At 75.2% G+C, this 16,536-nt stretch carries 15 protein-coding genes; 6 read left to right on the top strand and 9 right to left on the bottom strand.

All coding sequences use genetic code 11. The annotated features are described in order from the left end of the window. Nucleotides 1-11: 11 nt before the first annotated feature. Both H7X46_RS10860 and H7X46_RS10855 read right to left on the bottom strand, forming a co-directional pair. A complete protein-coding gene (locus tag H7X46_RS10860; protein ID WP_186359284.1) occupies nucleotides 12-1,256 on the bottom strand; it encodes a class I SAM-dependent RNA methyltransferase in 1,245 nt (414 codons plus the stop codon). After that, the gene (locus H7X46_RS10855) at nucleotides 1,253-3,325 is read right to left on the bottom strand and encodes an APC family permease (RefSeq protein WP_186359283.1); all 2,073 of its coding nucleotides are present in this window, start codon (nucleotides 3,323-3,325) and stop codon (nucleotides 1,253-1,255) included. The genes H7X46_RS10860 and H7X46_RS10855 overlap by 4 nt, the downstream gene beginning before the upstream one ends. A 118-nt stretch (nucleotides 3,326-3,443) precedes the next feature. On the opposite strand from H7X46_RS10855, the gene H7X46_RS10850 reads away from it, so the two are divergent. Next, nucleotides 3,444-4,106, top strand: coding sequence for a TrkA family potassium uptake protein (locus H7X46_RS10850; protein ID WP_186359282.1), 663 nt, complete (start codon nucleotides 3,444-3,446; stop codon nucleotides 4,104-4,106). Then, nucleotides 4,106-4,765 carry a TrkA family potassium uptake protein gene (locus H7X46_RS10845; RefSeq protein WP_186359281.1) on the top strand — a complete coding sequence of 220 codons (660 nt, stop codon included), beginning with the start codon at nucleotides 4,106-4,108 and terminating at the stop codon, nucleotides 4,763-4,765. Before H7X46_RS10850 ends, H7X46_RS10845 begins: the two co-directional genes overlap by 1 nt. A 32-nt stretch (nucleotides 4,766-4,797) precedes the next feature. Here H7X46_RS10845 and H7X46_RS10840 read toward each other — a convergent pair whose 3' ends face one another. From H7X46_RS10840 to dut, 4 genes are all read right to left on the bottom strand, one after another. Next, complete coding sequence (locus H7X46_RS10840) at nucleotides 4,798-5,505, bottom strand: DUF3159 domain-containing protein (protein WP_186359280.1); 708 nt, start codon at nucleotides 5,503-5,505, stop codon at nucleotides 4,798-4,800. Nucleotides 5,506-5,527: 22 nt separating this feature from the next. Beyond that, a complete protein-coding gene (locus H7X46_RS10835; RefSeq protein WP_186359279.1) occupies nucleotides 5,528-5,911 on the bottom strand; it encodes an OB-fold nucleic acid binding domain-containing protein in 384 nt (127 codons plus the stop codon). 238 nt (nucleotides 5,912-6,149) lie between these two features. Next, on the bottom strand, nucleotides 6,150-9,992 hold the full coding sequence (locus tag H7X46_RS10830) for a DUF3710 domain-containing protein (protein WP_186359278.1): 3,843 nt from the start codon (nucleotides 9,990-9,992) through the stop codon (nucleotides 6,150-6,152). After that, nucleotides 9,992-10,507, bottom strand: coding sequence for a dUTP diphosphatase (gene dut / locus H7X46_RS10825; RefSeq protein ID WP_186359277.1), 516 nt, complete (start codon nucleotides 10,505-10,507; stop codon nucleotides 9,992-9,994). Before dut ends, H7X46_RS10830 begins: the two co-directional genes overlap by 1 nt. 25 nt (nucleotides 10,508-10,532) lie before the next feature. Between dut and H7X46_RS10820 the strand changes: the two genes are divergently transcribed. After that, nucleotides 10,533-11,036: a DUF3093 domain-containing protein gene (locus H7X46_RS10820; RefSeq protein WP_370588703.1), complete on the top strand. Its 504-nt coding sequence runs from the start codon at nucleotides 10,533-10,535 to the stop codon at nucleotides 11,034-11,036. Between the two features lie 63 nt (nucleotides 11,037-11,099). On the opposite strand, the gene H7X46_RS10815 is transcribed toward H7X46_RS10820, so the two are convergent. After that, entirely contained in the window at nucleotides 11,100-11,402 is a 303-nt protein-coding gene (locus tag H7X46_RS10815; protein ID WP_186359275.1) for a DUF4193 domain-containing protein, read from the bottom strand. Between the two features lie 330 nt (nucleotides 11,403-11,732). Between H7X46_RS10815 and H7X46_RS10810 the strand changes: the two genes are divergently transcribed. Beyond that, nucleotides 11,733-12,815, top strand: coding sequence for a phosphotransferase family protein (locus H7X46_RS10810; protein WP_186359274.1), 1,083 nt, complete (start codon nucleotides 11,733-11,735; stop codon nucleotides 12,813-12,815). Then, nucleotides 12,815-13,447, top strand: a complete 633-nt coding sequence (gene cei, locus H7X46_RS10805; RefSeq protein WP_186359273.1) for an envelope integrity protein Cei — start codon at nucleotides 12,815-12,817, stop codon at nucleotides 13,445-13,447. The genes H7X46_RS10810 and cei overlap by 1 nt, the downstream gene beginning before the upstream one ends. An 8-nt stretch (nucleotides 13,448-13,455) precedes the next feature. On the opposite strand, the gene H7X46_RS10800 is transcribed toward cei, so the two are convergent. After that, complete coding sequence (locus tag H7X46_RS10800) at nucleotides 13,456-14,289, bottom strand: inositol monophosphatase family protein (RefSeq protein WP_186359272.1); 834 nt, start codon at nucleotides 14,287-14,289, stop codon at nucleotides 13,456-13,458. Between the two features lie 249 nt (nucleotides 14,290-14,538). Here H7X46_RS10800 and H7X46_RS10795 point away from each other — a divergent pair, with 249 nt between their 5' ends. Next, the gene (locus H7X46_RS10795; protein WP_186359271.1) at nucleotides 14,539-15,978 is read left to right on the top strand and encodes an RNA polymerase sigma factor; all 1,440 of its coding nucleotides are present in this window, start codon (nucleotides 14,539-14,541) and stop codon (nucleotides 15,976-15,978) included. Nucleotides 15,979-16,050: 72 nt separating this feature from the next. On the opposite strand, the gene H7X46_RS10790 is transcribed toward H7X46_RS10795, so the two are convergent. Next, nucleotides 16,051-16,443 (bottom strand): hypothetical protein, encoded by a 393-nt coding sequence (locus tag H7X46_RS10790; RefSeq protein ID WP_186359270.1) that lies wholly within the window; start codon nucleotides 16,441-16,443, stop codon nucleotides 16,051-16,053. Nucleotides 16,444-16,536: the final 93 nt, after the last annotated feature.

Here is a 16,536-nt window from a genome sequence, read left to right as displayed (position 1 = left end):
CCGGGGCCCGTTCACTCCAGTGGTTCCAGCAGCGCCACCGCCTCCATGTGGTGGGTCATCGGGAACGCGTCGAACGCCCGCAGCCGCGTCACCCGGTACCCGGCGCCGGCGAACAGCGCGAGGTCCCGGGCGAGCGCGGCGGGGTCGCAGCCGACGTGCACGATCCGGCGCGGGCGCCGGGCGGCCAGCGCCCGCACCGCGGCCCGGCCGAGCCCGGTCCGCGGCGGATCGGTGACGACCACGTCCGGGTCCGGGCGGAGCCGGCCGATCTCCCGTTCCGCGCGGCCCCGGACGAACTCCACCTGCCCGAGATCCGCGAGCGCGGCCGCGCCGTCGGCCACCGCGGACGGCGACGACTCCACCACGAGCACGGTCCCGTCCGGCCCGACCTGGCGGGCGAGCACCGACCCGAGCAGGCCCACGCCGCCGTAGAGGTCCCAGGCGACACCGCCGCGCGGCACGGCGGCCCAGTCGCCCACCACGCCGGCGAGGGTGTCGGGCAGCGCCGGGTGCACCTGCCAGAACGTGCCGGCCGACAGCTCCCAGGTCCGGCCCGCGGCGTGCACGGTGGACCCGGCCCCGATCCGGGCGGTTGCATCGACGCGCGATCCGCCGGCGCTACTCGCTGTGCCGCCGACGACCGTCACGTCCACCTCGGACCCGGGCCGGAACCGCCGCTCGAGGACGGGTTCGAGCGCGCCACCGGGGACCAGCGGGCAGTCGCGGATCTCGCACACGTCGTGGCTGCGGTGCGCACGCAGGCCGGGGACGCCGTCGTCGTCGACGGCCAGCCGCACCCGGGTCCGCCAGCCCAGCGGCCCGCCGGGCAGCTCCTCGACGACGACCTCGTCGAACCGGACCGCGGCCGTCGCCGCGGCCGGCGCGGCCAGCCGGGCCAGCTGCTCCCGCAGGACGTCGGCCTTCAGGGCCCGCTGGGCGGCCGGCGTGGCGTGCTGGAAGTCGCAGCCGCCGCACCCGCCGGGCCCGGCCCACACGCAGGCCGGCTCGACCCGGTCCGGGGACGCGGTCAGGACCTCGACGGTGTCGGCCCGGCAGAATGCCCCGCCCGGGTCCTCGGTGACGACGGCGCGCACCCGCTCCCCGGGCAGCGCGTGCCGGACGAACACGACCCGGCCGTCGTCCGCCGGGCGCCCGTCCCCACCGGCGCGGGCGACGCAGTGCCCGCCGTGCGCGACCGGACCGACGGTGAGCTCGAGCATCCGGTCGGTCCAGTCGGTGGCCGGTGCCACGCTCATCGGTTCCCCTTCGTGCTGCGGACCGCGCCCGACGGTGCCGGCCCGGTGCCGGCGGTGTCGCGGCGCTCGCCGGGCAGCTGCTCCAGCCCCGGGTAGCCGCGCCGGGACGCGCCGGGCGCGTCCAGCGGCGAGAGCGCCCGCGTGCGCGACGACGACGGCAGCTGCCACGGCACGCTCGTCACCATCACCCCCGGCTGGAACAGCAGCCGCGTCTTGAGCCGCAGCGCGCTCTGGTTGTGCAGGACCTGCTCCCACCAGTGCCCGACGACGTACTCCGGGATGTAGACGGTCACGACGTTGCGCGGGGAGTCGGAGCGGATCCGCTTCACGTAGTCCAGCACCGGCCGGGTGATCTCGCGGTACGGGGACTCCACGACCTTCAGGGGGACCGGGATCTTCCGCCGGTGCCACTGGTCGACGAGCTTCTTGGTGTCGGTGTCGTCGACGTTGACCGTGACGGCCTCGAGGATGTCCGGCCGGGTGGCCCGGGCGTAGGCCAGCGCCCGCAGCGTCGGCTTGTGCAGCGTCGACACGAGCACGACGGCGTGGTTGCGCGACGGCAGCACGTCGTCGCTCTCCTCGGCGACCAGCGCGGCCGACACCCGGTCGTAGTGCAGCTGGATCCCCCGCATGAGCAGGAAGAACCCGCCCATCGCCACGATCGCGATCCACGCGCCGAGGGTGAACTTGGTGATGAGCACGGTGATCAGCACGAGCCCGGTCATGACCCCGCCGAACGCGTTGATCGCCTGCGACCGGCGGATCTTCCGGCGCTGCGCGGGCTCGGGGTCGAGCTCCAGCTCCCGGTTCCAGTGCCGGACCATGCCGGCCTGGGAGAGCGTGAACGACACGAACACGCCCACGGTGTAGAGCGGGATCAGCCGGGTGACCTCGGCCTGGAACCCGACGACCAGCAGGATCGCGAACAGCGCCAGCAACACGATGCCGTTGGAGAACGCCAGCCGGTCGCCGCGGGTGTGCAGCTGGCGGGGCAGGAAGCGGTCCTGGGACAGGATCGAGCCCAGCACCGGGAAGCCGTTGAACGCGGTGTTCGCGGCCAGCACCAGGATCAGCGCGGTCATCACGATGACGAAGAAGGAGCCCGGCCGGAAGTCGGCGAACACGGCCTGGGCCAGCTGCGCGATCATGGTCTGCTGCTCGTAGCCGGGCGGCGCGTCGGGGAACTGGTGGGCCGGGTCCTCGGCGATCTGCACGTGCGTCAGCTGGGCCAGCGCGACGAGACCCATGAACATCGTGACCGACATCATGCCGAGCAGCAGCAGCGTGGTCGCCGCGTTGCGCGACTTGGGCTTGCGGAACGCCGGCACCCCGTTCGAGATCGCCTCGACCCCGGTCAGCGCGGCCGCGCCCTGGGTGAAGGACCGCAGCACCAGCAGCATCAGCGCGAGCCCGGTGTAGGCGTCGCCCTCGGCCACCAGGTGCAGGTCGGCGCTGGCGGCGCGGACGTCGTCGCCGAGCAGCAGGATCCGCGTCAGCCCCCAGACGATCATCGTCCCGACGCCGAACACGAACGCGTAGACGGGGATCGCGAACATGGCCCCGGACTCCCGGACCCCGCGCAGGTTGACCGCGGTGAGCACGACGATCGCCGAGACCGCGAACAGCACCTTGTGCTCGGCGACGAACGGCACCAGGGCGCCGATGTTGGCGGCCGCCGCGGAGATCGACACGGCGACGGTGAGCGTGTAGTCGACGAGCAGGGCGCTGGCGACGGTGAGGCCGGCGTTCTTGCCGAGGTTGACCGTCGCCACCTCGTAGTCGCCCCCGCCGGACGGGTAGGCGTGCACGTTCTGCCGGTAGCTCGCGACGACCGTCAGCAGCACGACGACGACCGCCAGCCCGATCCACGGCGACATCACATAGGACGCGACACCGGCCACCGACAGGGTCAGGAAGATCTCCTCCGGGGCGTAGGCAACGGACGACATCGCGTCCGAGGCGAACACCGGCAGGGCGATCCGCTTCGGCAGGAGCGTGCTGGTCAGGCGGTCGCTGCGGCGCGGTCGTCCGACCACGAGCCGCTTGAACGCGACAGCGAACTTGGACACGGTGCGCAGCCTATGCCCCGTGCCGGACGGCGACGCGCTAGCGTCGGACCCGACGCCGTCGGACAGTCGTCGCGTCCCGCACCGAGCAGCCGCACCGCCGGAAGGAAGCCGTTCCGCCATGCACGTCGTCATCATGGGATGCGGCCGGGTCGGCGCGTCCCTGGCCTCGGGCCTGGAGCGGCTCGGCCACGAGGTCGCGGTGATCGACCGCGACCCGCAGGCGTTCCGCAGGCTGGGGCCGGACTTCCGGGGCCGGCAGGTCGTCGGCTTCGGGTTCCACCGCAGCGTCCTCGACGAGGCCGGGCTGGACGCCGCGGACGCGTTCGCCGCCGTGTCCTCGGGCGACAACTCGAACATCATCGCCGCCCGGGTCGCGCGGGAGAGCTACGGCGTCGAGAAGGTGGTCGCGCGGATCTACGACGCCAAGCGGGCCGCCGTCTACGAGCGGCTCGGCATCCCCACCGTGGCGACCGTGCCGTGGACGACCGACCGGCTGCTGCGGATGCTGCTGCCCGACGGCGTCGCCACGGCCTGGCGGGAGCCCACCGGCACCGTGGCCGTCCTGCCGCTGCCGCTGCACGAGGACTGGGTGGGCCGCCCGGTCCGCGACCTGGAGCGGGCCACGAACTCGCGGGTCGCGTTCGTCGTGCGGTTCGGGACGGGAGTGCTGCCGACCAAGGACACCACCGTGCAGGCCGAGGACACCGTCTACGTGGCGGCGATCTCCGGCACGGTCAGCGACGTGACGGCGGCCGCCGCGGCGCCGCCCGAGGAGGACTGATGCGGGTCGCGATCGCGGGAGCGGGCGCCGTCGGGCGGTCGATCGCGCTGGAGCTCGTCGAGTCCGAGCACCGGGTGATGCTCATCGAGCGCGAGCTCACCCAGATCGACCCGAACGCCGTCGCGGAGGCCGAGTGGGTGCACGCCGACGCCTGCGAGCTGTCCTCGCTCGAGGACGCCGGCATCGAGGGCTGCGACGTCGTCATCGCCGCCACCGGCGACGACAAGGTCAACCTCGTGGTGTCGCTGCTGGCGAAGACCGAGTTCGGGGTGCGCCGGGTGGTGGCGCGGGTGAACGACCCGCGCAACGAGTGGCTGTTCGGCGAGAACTGGGGCGTCGACGTCGCCGTGTCCACCCCGCGACTGCTGGCCGCGCTGGTGGAGGAGGCCGTCGCCGTCGGGGACCTGGTGCGGCTGCTCACGCTGCGCCAGGGCCAGGCGAACCTGGTCGAGGTGACGCTGCCCGACGAGACGCCGCTGGCCGGGCGCCCGGTGCGGTCGGTGACACTGCCGCCGGACTCGGCGCTGGTGACGATCCTGCGCGGCGGCCGGGTGATCGTCCCGCAGCCGGACGACGCCCTCGAGCCGGGCGACGAGCTGCTCTTCGTGGCGACGACCGCGGTCGAGGCGGAGATCCGGGAGGCGCTGGCGCGCCCGTGAGTGGTTATCGCGGCCGGAACCGCGATAAGCACTCACGAGCGCGGAGCGCCGCTCTCGGCCCGCCGGACGATGAGGACGGTCGCCAGGATCGCCAGCGCGAGCAGCGGGTAGCCCATCGCGAGCCGGGCGACACCCAGCCAGGTCTCGGCGTTGGCGTCGTAGAGCAGCCCCTGGACGACCACCCGGGACGCGAACACCAGCGCGAGGAGCCCGGTGGCGAGGGTGTAGGCGCGCAGCAGGACGGGGTTCTGCCGCCACTGCGTGCCGCGCGCGTTCAGCCCGTTCCAGATCACGCCGGCCAGCGGCCACTTCACGATCATCGACACGATCGCGGCCAGCGCGAAGAACGAGCTGAGCAGCAGCCCGGGCAGGTAGAAGCCGCGGGCCTCGCCGGTCTGCCGGGCGACCAGCGCGCAGATCCCGACTCCGAACAGCCCGGAGATCGCCGGCTGGATCGGGTCCCGGCGGACCAGCCGCCACACCAGGACGGCGACGCCGGCGGCCAGCGCGGCGATCAGCGCCGGCTGCAGCCCGCCGATCAGGTTGACCACGACGAACACCGCTACCGGCACCGACGACGCGACGATCCCGGGGACACCGCCCATCTGCTCCAGCAGCGTCGGCATCCGCTCGCGGTCCCGCCGATCGGCCGGTTCCCTCTCCGGAGCGCCGGCCCCGTCGATCCGGGGGATCCGGGTGGTCGGCGCGTCCCGGTGGTCGATGTGGTGGTGGTCGCTCACACGGTTCCGATCGCTCGGCGGGTCACTGCTGCTGGGTCTGGCAGATCTCGTAGTAAGGGTTGTAGATCACCTTGGTGCCGTCCCGGACCGAGACCCGCCCCCGCACCCGCATGGTGCGGCCCGCCTCGATGCCGGGGATGCGGCGCCGGCCCATCCAGACCAGCGTGACGCCGTCGGTGCCGTCGAACAGCTCGGCCTTCAACGTGGCCTCCGCGCTCTCCGGGCACAGCTCGACGCTGCGGATCCGGCCCAGCATCGTGACCTCCTCGCCGCAGGTGCAGTCGCGGGCCGGTCGCGCGCCGGTCTCCTCGACGTCCTCGGCGAGATCCCGTGCGTCGAGCTCGTCGACGTCACTGGTGAGTTTGCGAAGCATCCGGCGGAACGTTCCGCCATCCGTGCTGCCCATGTCTCTCCTCGGCCCGCGCGGTCCGGAACCTCCGGCGTCCCGCACTCCTGTGGCGACCCGACGGGTGTCGTGTTACGGCCACGCCAGCGTAACGCGCGGGCGTCCCGGTTTGTGCCGGGCGGAACGTGGCCGCCCGCACCCCGACGGGCCCGCCGGTCACGCCGACCGGTCGTCCGGGCGCGGCCGGTGGTCCCGCCCGGCGGGCGTTCCGGGCACGGCGCCCGGAACCCCCTCCGGTTCAGTCCCGCCGGTGCTTCCCGAGATCGCGGGCATCGGTGCCGGCGGCGCGCCGGGCGGACGGCCACTGGCCGGTCAGCCCGGAGCCACCCGCGGCCCGGGCGGGGTCCGCGCCCGGCTCGTCGTCCTGCCCACGGTCGTGCTCACGGCTGCGGCGCCGGGCCGAGCGGCCGGCCCGGTAGTCGGCGAGCCCGGTGACGCCGTGCCCGTCGCCCGGGTCGCCTCCGGTGCCGTGACCGGAGTCATCGCCGGTGTCGTGGCCGGTGTCATGGTCGGTGTCATGGCCCTGCTCGTCGCGGTACCCGGAGGCGCTGCGCAGGAGGTCCTGCAGGGCGCTGCGGGCCTCGTCCGCCGAGGTCGGGCCGGTGGGGCCGGCCGTGGACGTGCGGAACACGTCGCCGCCCGTGCGGAACACGTCGCCGTCCGTGCGGGACGGGACGTCGTCGTCCGTGAGCGACGGGTCGTCGGTGCGGGACGCGGCCGACTCGGCTCCGGCCTCCCAGCCGGCGGACCGGCTCTCCGGCTCCGCGGCACGGCGACGGGACCCGCTCCCCGGAGCGTCGAGCGCCGCCGACGCGAGGAGGTCGGCCACCGACGTGCCGGTGCCGGCGCCGTGCCGGCCGGCGCGGCGGCTGGCCGCGATCTCGGTCGAGAGCCAGTCGTCGCCGGATCCGAACTCGGCCTCGGGATCCGCCGGCTCGGCCGGTGGGGCCTCGCTGCGTCGCCGACCGGGCGCGGACGGGGCCGTGGGCGGAGGCTCGGGCTCGGCGTGCCGGCGAGCGGCCGCGGACCGGGTCTCGCGCTCGGGCTCGGAGCCGGGGCGCGGCTCCAGGGTGGCGTCCATCAGCGGGATGTCGGCGAGCGGGATGTCCGCGATCGCCATCGACGCCGGGCGGGCCGGCTCGTCGTCCGGCGCGGCCGGGCCGGCGCTGCCGCCGGCGGCGCCGTGCCCGGCCAGCAGGTCGGCCGCGTCGATGCGGCCCGCGCCGCCGGCCGCGCGGCGGCGGGAACGCCCTCCGCTCTCGGCGGCCGCGGCGCTGCTGCGGCCGGCCGTGGTGTCGCGGTCCCCGCCGGACGTGTGGTGTGCGCCGGTCCCGAAGGTCGCGACGTCGTCGGCGTGGGTCCCGTGCGTGTCGTCCGCGGCCGGGCGGGCACGACGACCGGAGCCGTCCCCGGCGGACACGCGGGCACGACGACCGGAGCCGTCCCCGGCCGACGCGCGGTCGCGGCGACCCGAGCCCTCCTCCCCGGCCGACGTGCGGGCGCGGCGTCCGGAGGGCTCCTCGCCGTACCGGTCGCGGTGGGTGGCCTCGACCTCCGTACCGGCCAGCAGGTCGGTGGCCGACAGCGCGGTCACCGCGGGATCCCGGCGGACCGGCGGCTCGGCGATCGGTTCGTGCGGCGCCGGCTCGGTCCCGGCAGGGACGGGATGCGCGCCGGTGGCGGGCACCCGGCCGCTCCCGGTCGCCGTCCGGCGGGACCGGCGGGGCGAGCGGTCGGGTGCGTCCGCGTGCTCGCCGGGGTGCTCGTACGCCGCGGGGGCCGGTCGGGGCCGCCCGCTCGTACGACCACCACGCTGCGGCCCGCCACCGTCCTGCACCTCGGGGTCGTCGGCGGGCGGCACCGGCGGCCCGGCCAGCGCGGTGCGCTCCGCGGGGGTCTCCGGCGAGACGGGGCGGGCGAGGGCGGTCCGCTCGGCGGGGTCCTCGGGCGGGACCGGACGGGCCAGTGCGGTCCGCTCGGCCGGCTGCTCGGCGGGCACGGGGCCGGTGGCCCCGCGACGCGGGGCGGGCCGCGGCGCGCGGGGCGCGGGGTCGGCCGTGTAGTCGTCCGGGTCCGGTCGGAGGTCGTCCGGGGCCGGCCGGCGGATCGGCGCCGACACCGGCCCGGGCGCCGGCATCCGGCGCGAGGGCGCGGGGCCGGCCGCCGGGCGGGCGTCGTCCCGCGGCCCGGGTGACGGGGTCGCGGGGAACGTGCCGGTACCGGGCGCCGGCGGCGCTCCGGTGGGCTGTGCCGGCGTCGCACCGGTGCGCCGGGCCTTGGTGGTACCGCCCGGCCGGGGTTGCGCGGCGCCGGTGGGCTGCGCCGGCGTGGCCCCGGTGGCCTGCGCCGGCATGGCCCCTGCGTGCTGGGCAGGCGTGGCCCCCGTGTGCGGCGCAGGCGTGGCCCCCGTGGCCTGCGCAGGCGTGGCACCCGAGTGCTGGACAGGCGTCGCCCCGGTCGGCTGCGCGGGCGTGGCCCCCGTGGACCGGGCAGGCGTGGCGCCCGCCGGCCGGGCAGACCCCTTGGTCTGGGCCGGTGCACTCCCGGTCGCGGCGGTGTCGGCCGGCCGCGGGACGGAGACGGTGATGCTCGGTTTCTGTGCCGCGGCGGACTCGGGCTGCTTCTGCCGCAGGTGCTCGGGCAGCTCGAGCGGGAGCACCGTCCGCGGCGGGTACGGCGACTTCCCGCGGACGACGATGATCCCCCGCAGGACCCGGCGCAGCTCGACGTCGAGCGCCTCGACGGTCTCGAGCGACGCGGTCGCGACGCCGTAGACCATCCAGCGCGGGCCGTCGCAGCCGACGAACACCGAGGCGGCGCTCTCGGTGCGGGCGTGCAGCTCGCGGCCCCAGTCGCCGCGGACGCTGCGGACCCGGGCGCCGCCGTTGCGCAGCGACTGCTCGATCTCCGCGGACAGGTCGCCCCACAGCCCGGTCGACCGGGGCGCGGCCAGCGCGCTCACCGCGATCCTGCCCTCGGGCAGCAGCAGGTGGACGGCCTGCGTGCGCTCCGCGTCGGCCGGTTCGAGCTTCATCTCGGCGCCGTAGGGCACCGGCACCTGGATCGCGCCGAGGTCGACGCGCGCCAGCGCGTCGGTCATCGACGGGTCGAGCTCCTCGACGTCGGCCGGCCCGAGCGGCCGGCCGCCGCTGCCGGGCGGTGGGACGGACAGCGGGGCGTCACCGACGCCGTACTCGTCCTCGTCGTACCCGTCCTCGTAGTACTCGTCGTCGTGGTCGTCGTCGGGCGTGCCGTGACCCCAGTCCGGGTCGTCGGGATCGCCGCCGTCGAACCCCTGGGGGATCCGCTCGCGGGCGTAGGCGGGCTCCTCGGCGTCGCTGCGGTGGCTGAGCAGCGGGGGCTCGACGTCGTCCCACCGGCCGTCCGGGGCCACCCGCCCGTCGCGGTCGTCTCCGGGGCGGAACCGGCCGGACGCACCGGCGGCCGGCGCGGGACCGTTGACCGCACGAACGGCCGTCGTCGCCGCTGCACCCCCGGTCGCCTCCGCCGCGCCTCGAGGGGCGCCGTTGCGCCCGGTCCGCCCCACACCGGTGCGCCCGGTGCTCGTGGCGTCACGTCCGGTCGCGCCCCCGCCCGCCGGCATGCGGCCCGTGTGTCCCGTCCCGTTACGACCGGCACCGTTGCGGCCGGCTCCGTTGCGGCCCGTCTCGTTGCGACCGGGACCGTTGCGGCCCGTCTCGTTGCGGTCGGCGCGGTTGCGGTCCGTCTCGTTGCGGCCGGCTCCGTTGCGGCCGGCTCCGTTGCGCCCGGTGCCGTTGCGCCCGGTGCCGTTGCGGTTCGGCGCCCCCTCGGCGGCCGTCCCGTTCGCATTCCGACCGTTCGCTCTCCGACCGTTCACACCGCGACCGTCCGGCTCGTCGGCGTCGTCGTACTCGTCGTACGGGTCAGCCGAGTACGGGTCGGCCGCGTACGGGTCGGCCGCGTACGGGTCACCGTCGTACGGGTCGACGTCGGCGTCGCCGTATCCCGGGTACCCGGGGTAGGCGCCGGACCCGGCGACCTCGGCCTCGTCGTGCTCGGGCCGGATGTCGAACATCTTCCCGCGCGTGCGTCCCGGCATCAGTGCTCGCCTCCCCCGCGCCCGAGCGCGGCGTTCCCGCCGGTCGAGCCGTGGCCGGCCGACCCGCGTACGGACCCGGGCAGCGCATCGACCTCGACGAAGCGGGCCGTCTCCACCCGCTGCACGACCAGTTGCGCGATCCGGTCCCCCCGGCGCAGCTCCACCGGCTCGGCCGGGTCCAGGTTGATCAGGCAGACCTTGATCTCGCCGCGGTAGCCGGCATCCACCGTCCCGGGCGCGTTCACGATCGAGAGCCCGCAGCGGGCGGCCAGCCCGGAACGCGGGTGCACGAACCCGGCGTGGCCGTCGGGCAGCGCGATCGCGACTCCGGTGCCGACCAGCCGGCGCTCGCCGGGGGCGAGCACGAGGTCCTCGGTGGTCACCAGGTCGGCCCCGGCGTCACCGGGGCGGGCGTAGGAGGGCAGCGGGATGCCGGGGTCGAGCCTGGTCAGCAGCACGTCGACGGACGGTGCGACCAGCGGCTCGTCCGGGGGAGCGGGGGCGGAACCGGGCACGGCGGGCGACGCTACCCTGGACGACGTGAGCGATCGGCCTCCGGAGCGGGACTCTGCGACGTCCGGCCCCACTGCGTTCGACGAACGGTTGTCCGTCCCGGTGTGGTGGTACCTGCTCGCCGCCGGGCTCGGCGTCCTGCTGGGAGCCCAGATCCACATGGGGTACCCGGGCCTCCGCTCCTGGATCGGCTACGCGGTGATGATCCCGCTGTGCGTCGCCGTCCTGTGGTGGATGGGCCGCAGCCGCACCACGGTGCGCGACGGCAAGCTGATCTCGAACGGCCGTGTGCTCCCGCTGTCCGCGACCGGGGTGACCGACACCGTGGCGAAGAAGGACAAGCAGCGGGCGATGGGCCCGGACCTCGACCCGCTGGCCTACGTCCTGCACCGGCCCTGGATCGGCCCGCTGGTCCGGGTGGAGGTCACCGACCCGGGCGTCGGCGAGCCGTACTGGGTGATGAGCAGCCGCCGCCCGGACGCGCTGCGCTCGGCCATCGCCGCGCAGGCGGCGCACCCGCAGAACTCCTGACCCCTGGCATGCGAACGGGCCCCGGCGGAATCCGCCGGGGCCCGTTCGCCCGCTGTCAGCGCGTCACGCCGCGCAGTCGCGGCAGAGATACTGCCCACCCGAGGAGCTGGCGAGCCGGCTCCGGTGGTGCACCAGGAAGCAGCTGGCGCAGGTGAACTCGTCCGCCTGCTTCGGCAGGACGTTCACCGTCAGCTCCTCCCCGGACAGGTCGGCACCCGGGAGCTCGTAGCTCTCCGCGGTGTCGGTCTCCTCGACGTCGACGACCGCGGACTGCGCCTCGTTCCGGCGCTGCTTGAGCTCGTCGAGCGAGTCCTCGGCCATCTCGTCGGCCTCGTTGCGACGCGGTGCGTCGTAGTCGGTCGCCATGGGTCTCACCCTTGCCATTCACGTCTGTGCTGCTCACTCCGGCCGGTGGGCAGCAGGGTCCTTCGCATCTGTCGGTCGTCGCGTGCCGCTGAGGAACGTCGCGGCGGCCAGGTTTGTGCCCGGCGGCGGAGGTGACGCCGGTCTCACTCCGCCGACGGCTCGGCGCCGATCTGCTCGCCTCCGTCCGGCGGGGCCGGTCCGCCACCGGCGGCGGGCAGGGTAGCCCAAGGTCCCTGCAGGTGGCACGGGGAGTCCCCCGGTCAGCCGCACCGCACGCCACGGGGTGTCACAGCGAGGGCCCCGCGGACGTCCCGGCTAGGGTCGGTCGGCGTGACGACGAGTGCCCGCACGCCCACCCCCGGTGCCGACCCCGCGGTGGTCGGTGGCTGGCTGGCGACGGCCCTGGACGACGAGCGGTGGCGCGACGCCGAGCTGGCCGCGATCGGCGCCGGTCGTTCCAACCTGACCTACCGGGTGTCCTCCCCCGCCGGCGCCGTCGTCCTGCGCCGCCCGCCGGTCGGGCAGGTCGCCGCGACCGCCCACGACATGGCCCGTGAGCAGCGGGTCATCGCCGCGCTGGCCCCGACACCGGTGCCGGTGCCCGCCGTCCTGGCCGCCGCCGACGACGTGCTGGACGCGCCCTGCTTCGTGATGGAGCTGGTCGACGGCGTCGTCCCGCTCGCGCAGCTGCCCGACGGATGGGCCGCCACGGCGGACGAGCGGCGGGCGGCCGGCACCGCGCTGGTCGACGTGCTCGCCGCGCTGCACGCCGTCGACCCGGCCGGGGTGGGCCTGGCGGACTTCGGCCGCCCCGAGGGCTTCATGGAGCGGCAGATCCGGCGCTGGGGCACCCAGTGGGCCACCGCCCGCGACGGCGACGACCCGATCCCGGTCACGGCCGACGACGAGACCGAACTCACCCGGCTCGCCGAGCGGCTCGCCGCGGACGTCCCGGCCACGCAGCGGCACACGATCGTGCACGGCGACTACCGGCTCGACAACTGCGTGTTCGACGCCACCGACCCGGCCCGGATCCGCGCCGTCCTCGACTGGGAGATGTCGACCCTCGGCGACCCGCTCGCCGACCTGGGGCTGCTGCTCGTCTACTGGCAGCAGGACGGCGACGACCGTGTCTGGTCGGACGCCCAGCCGCTGCCGTCCCCCACCGCGCTGCCCGGGTTCCCCCGCCGCACCGAGCTCGTCGACGCCTACGCCGCCCGCACCGGCCTCGACGTCGCCCCGCTGCCCTGGTACGTCGCGTTCGGCGCGTTCAAGCTCGCCGTGGTCCTCGCGGGGATCCTCGCCCGGGTCCGGGCCGGATCGGTCCCGGCAGACATGGCGGCGGGACTCGACGGCTCGGTGGGCCCGCTCGTCGCCCTCGGCCACCACGTCCTGGACGGAGGATCCTTCTGATGCGCCTGCGGCTGCCCCGCTCCGCGCGGCCCTACGAGCGGCGCCGGACCGGACCCATCGTGGCGACCTCGGTGGTGCTGGCCGTGCTCGCCGTCGCCACCTGGACGGTGGTGCTGAGCACCGCGTCGGAGGGCCCGTCGTCGACGGACTGCGCGGCTCCCACGTCGGGTTCGCTGCCCGGATCGGAGATCAGCCGCTCCGACCTGGACGGCGTCCAGGCGGCCCCGCCGCGCGATGTCCGCTTCCAGGTACTCAACGCCGGCGGGCAGCGCGGCCAGGCGAACCTGGTGGCCGCGCAGCTCAAGGACCTCGAGTTCGCCGAGGCGACCACCCCCGGCAACGACCCGGCGTTCCCGGAGGGCAACCTGGACTGCATCGGTCAGATGCGGTTCGGCCCGGAGGGCGAGAGCGCCGCGGCCACCCTGGCCCTGGCGCTGCCGTGCGTGGAGCTGATTCGCGACGAGCGGCCGGGCCCGGTGGTGGACGTCGTGGTCGGGACGGCGTTCACCGACGTCGCGCCGGGCCGGGCGGCCCGGGACGCGCTGGACCAGCTGGCCTCGCAGGGCACCGAGGGCGGCGCGCAGGCCGATCCGGGCCTGCTGTCCCAGGCCCGCGAGGGCGTCTGCACCTGAGGCGCGGCTCAGACCTCCGCGGAACCGCTGCGGCGGGCCAGCGCGACCAGCTCGCGGGCGATGCCGGGGGTCGCGGCCAGCGAGACGTCGGCGCCGAGCCCGTCGGCGTCGCCGCCGAGGTCGTCCACCCCGGGCGGGACGGCGATGTGCACCAGCGCCCCCGCCTCCTGCGCGATCAGGGCGCCGGCCGCCCAGTCCCACCAGTTGCAGCCGTGCTCCAGGTAGCCGTCGAGCCAGCCGGCGGCCACGGCGCACAGGTCCAGCGCCGCGGCACCGGCCCGGCGGACGTCCCGGACCTCCGGCAGCATCGCCGCGACCAGCCGGGCCTGCCGCGCCCGGCGCTCGGCCCGGTAGGAGAACCCGGTCCCGATCAGCGACTGTCCGAGGTCGACGGTCGGCGCGACGGCCAGCGTGCGGCCGTCGCAGCTGGCCCCGAGGCCGCGCCCGGCCGACCACAGCCGACCGGACGCCGGCTCGGCGACCGCGCCGGCGACCGTCGCCCCGTGCTCGACCGCGGCCACCGAGATCGCGTACCAGGGCAGGCCGTAGAGGTAGTTCACGGTGCCGTCGATGGGGTCGACGACCCAGCGCGCCGTGTCGGCGTCACCGGCGCCCTCCTCACCGAACACCGGCTCGCCCGGCCGCAGCTCGGCGAGCCGGGTGCGGACGAACGTCTCGACCGAGGCGTCCGACGCGGTGACGACGTCGGTCGGCGACGACTTGGTGGCGACGCCCTCGTCGCGCGGGGCGGGCAGGCCGCGCAGGTGCTCGGCGGCCTCGGCCGCGACCTGCTCGGCGACGGCGCGCAGGGTGGCGGGATCGCTGCTCTGGTGCGGGCTCACGGCACCATCCGACCACGTGTCGCGCCTCCGGAACGCGCGGGGCGGCGTGAGGTGCGTCGTGGTCGGCGGTGCGCAGTTACAATGGAACGCGCACCCCGCCTCCGGGACGCGCGGCGACCTTCGACCGACGCCGGCGACCGAGGCGGTGCCAGGACAGGACTTCCGACCGGAGGCGTGGCCTCGTCGTCCCGACGGGCGCACCGCGAACCGGCCGCGTAACACTCCAGCGCACGTAGCGAGAGGGCCCAGGTGGCAGCCGCAGACTCCGCAGCACGCAGCGACTCGTCCGTCGAGCCGACGGCGGGTACCGCATCCCGCAGCCGCCGCAGCACCACCTCCGGTGGCACGGCGGCGACCGGCACCGCCAAGAAGCCGGCCGCACGCACCCGCAAGACCGCCGCCGCGAAGACCGGCACCGCCACGAAGGACACCCCGGCCGGCGGCCCGAAGAGGGCGGCGACGAAGAAGCCCTCGACCAAGAAGCCCGAGGGCGAGGAGGCCGAGCTCGAGGACGGCGACGTCGTCCTCGACGAGGAGCTCGACACCGCCGACATCGAGGCCGACCTGGTCGAGGCGGCCGAGGTGGAGGTCGAGGCGGAGGACGCGCCCGACGCGCCCGACGATGACGACGAGGACGACGACACCAACACCGGCAAGAACCGGGTGGCGCCGACCACGCGGTCCTCGCAGCAGAAGTCGGCCGACTTCGTCTGGGACGAGGAGGAGTCGGAGGCGCTGCGGCAGGCGCGCAAGGACGCCGAGCTGACCGCATCGGCCGACTCGGTCCGCGCCTACCTCAAGCAGATCGGCAAGGTGGCGCTGCTCAACGCCGAGGAGGAGGTCGAGCTCGCCAAGCGGATCGAGGCCGGCCTCTACGGCGCCGAGCGGCTGCGCAAGTCGTTCGAGGCGAACGAGAAGCTGTCCCCGCAGATGCGCCGCGACCTGCGCTGGATCGTGCGGGACGGCGAGCGCGCCAAGAACCACCTTCTGGAGGCGAACCTCCGGCTGGTCGTGTCGCTCGCCAAGCGCTACACCGGCCGCGGCATGGCGTTCCTGGACCTGATCCAGGAGGGCAACCTCGGCCTGATCCGTGCCGTCGAGAAGTTCGACTACACCAAGGGCTACAAGTTCTCCACCTACGCGACCTGGTGGATCCGCCAGGCGATCACCCGCGCGATGGCCGACCAGGCCCGCACCATCCGTATACCGGTGCACATGGTCGAGGTCATCAACAAGCTCGGCCGCATCCAGCGCGAGCTGCTCCAGGACCTGGGCCGCGAGCCCACCCCGGAGGAGCTGGCCAAGGAGATGGACATCACCCCGGAGAAGGTGCTGGAGATCCAGCAGTACGCCCGGGAGCCGATCTCGCTGGACCAGACCATCGGTGACGAGGGCGACTCGCAGCTCGGGGACTTCATCGAGGACTCCGAGGCCGTCGTCGCGGTCGACGCGGTGAGCTTCACCCTGCTGCAGGACCAGCTCCAGTCGGTGCTCGCGACGCTGTCCGAGCGCGAGGCGGGCGTCGTCCGGCTGCGGTTCGGGCTCACCGACGGCCAGCCGCGCACCCTCGACGAGATCGGCCAGGTCTACGGCGTGACCCGCGAGCGGATCCGCCAGATCGAGTCGAAGACGATGTCGAAGCTGCGGCACCCGTCGCGGTCCCAGGTCCTGCGCGACTACCTCGACTGACGAGCGTGGCGAAAGGCCGCTGAGCAGCGCGAGTCCTGCTCGGCGGCCTTTCGCGTTCCCGAGCCCAACCCTTCATTGCGCTGCCGGTGACGCGCGGACCACGATCTTGTCGAGCCGCCGCTCGACGACGGCTCCGACCGGCAGGCCGGCCACGACGGCGGCCAGGTGCTCGGCCGCGGCGACCGCGCAGCCGGCACACGGGCACCAGCCCTGTTGCTCCATGCTGGACCGGATCGCCTGGACGTAGTCCTCCCACGACAGCGGAACCTCGGCGACCATCGCGGTCGTCGTGGAACGGTGCGAGTTGAGGCCGCCGAACCCGCGCCCGCAGCCGCAGCCGCCGTCGGGGTCGCTCCGGTCCCGGGCGCACACCTCCGCGATCCGGACCAGCTCGCCCTCGATGCACCAGTCGAAGTCGTTGGAACGCGCGCCCTGGGTCCGGGCGGTGGCCACCAGTATCTTCATGAGCGTCTCCCCTCCCAGGTCGCAGGGTGACACCCGCCCCCGACAGTTCAGCGGCGCTCACCGTCCGCCGCGGACCGGGGGGCGACGATCACG

It is taken from the genome of Pseudonocardia sp. C8 (assembly GCF_014267175.1).
Classification (GTDB): Bacteria; Actinomycetota; Actinomycetes; order Mycobacteriales; family Pseudonocardiaceae; genus Pseudonocardia.
The sequence above is the reverse complement of the archived record's forward strand: the minus strand, read 5'-3'. Positions and strand labels throughout refer to the sequence as shown.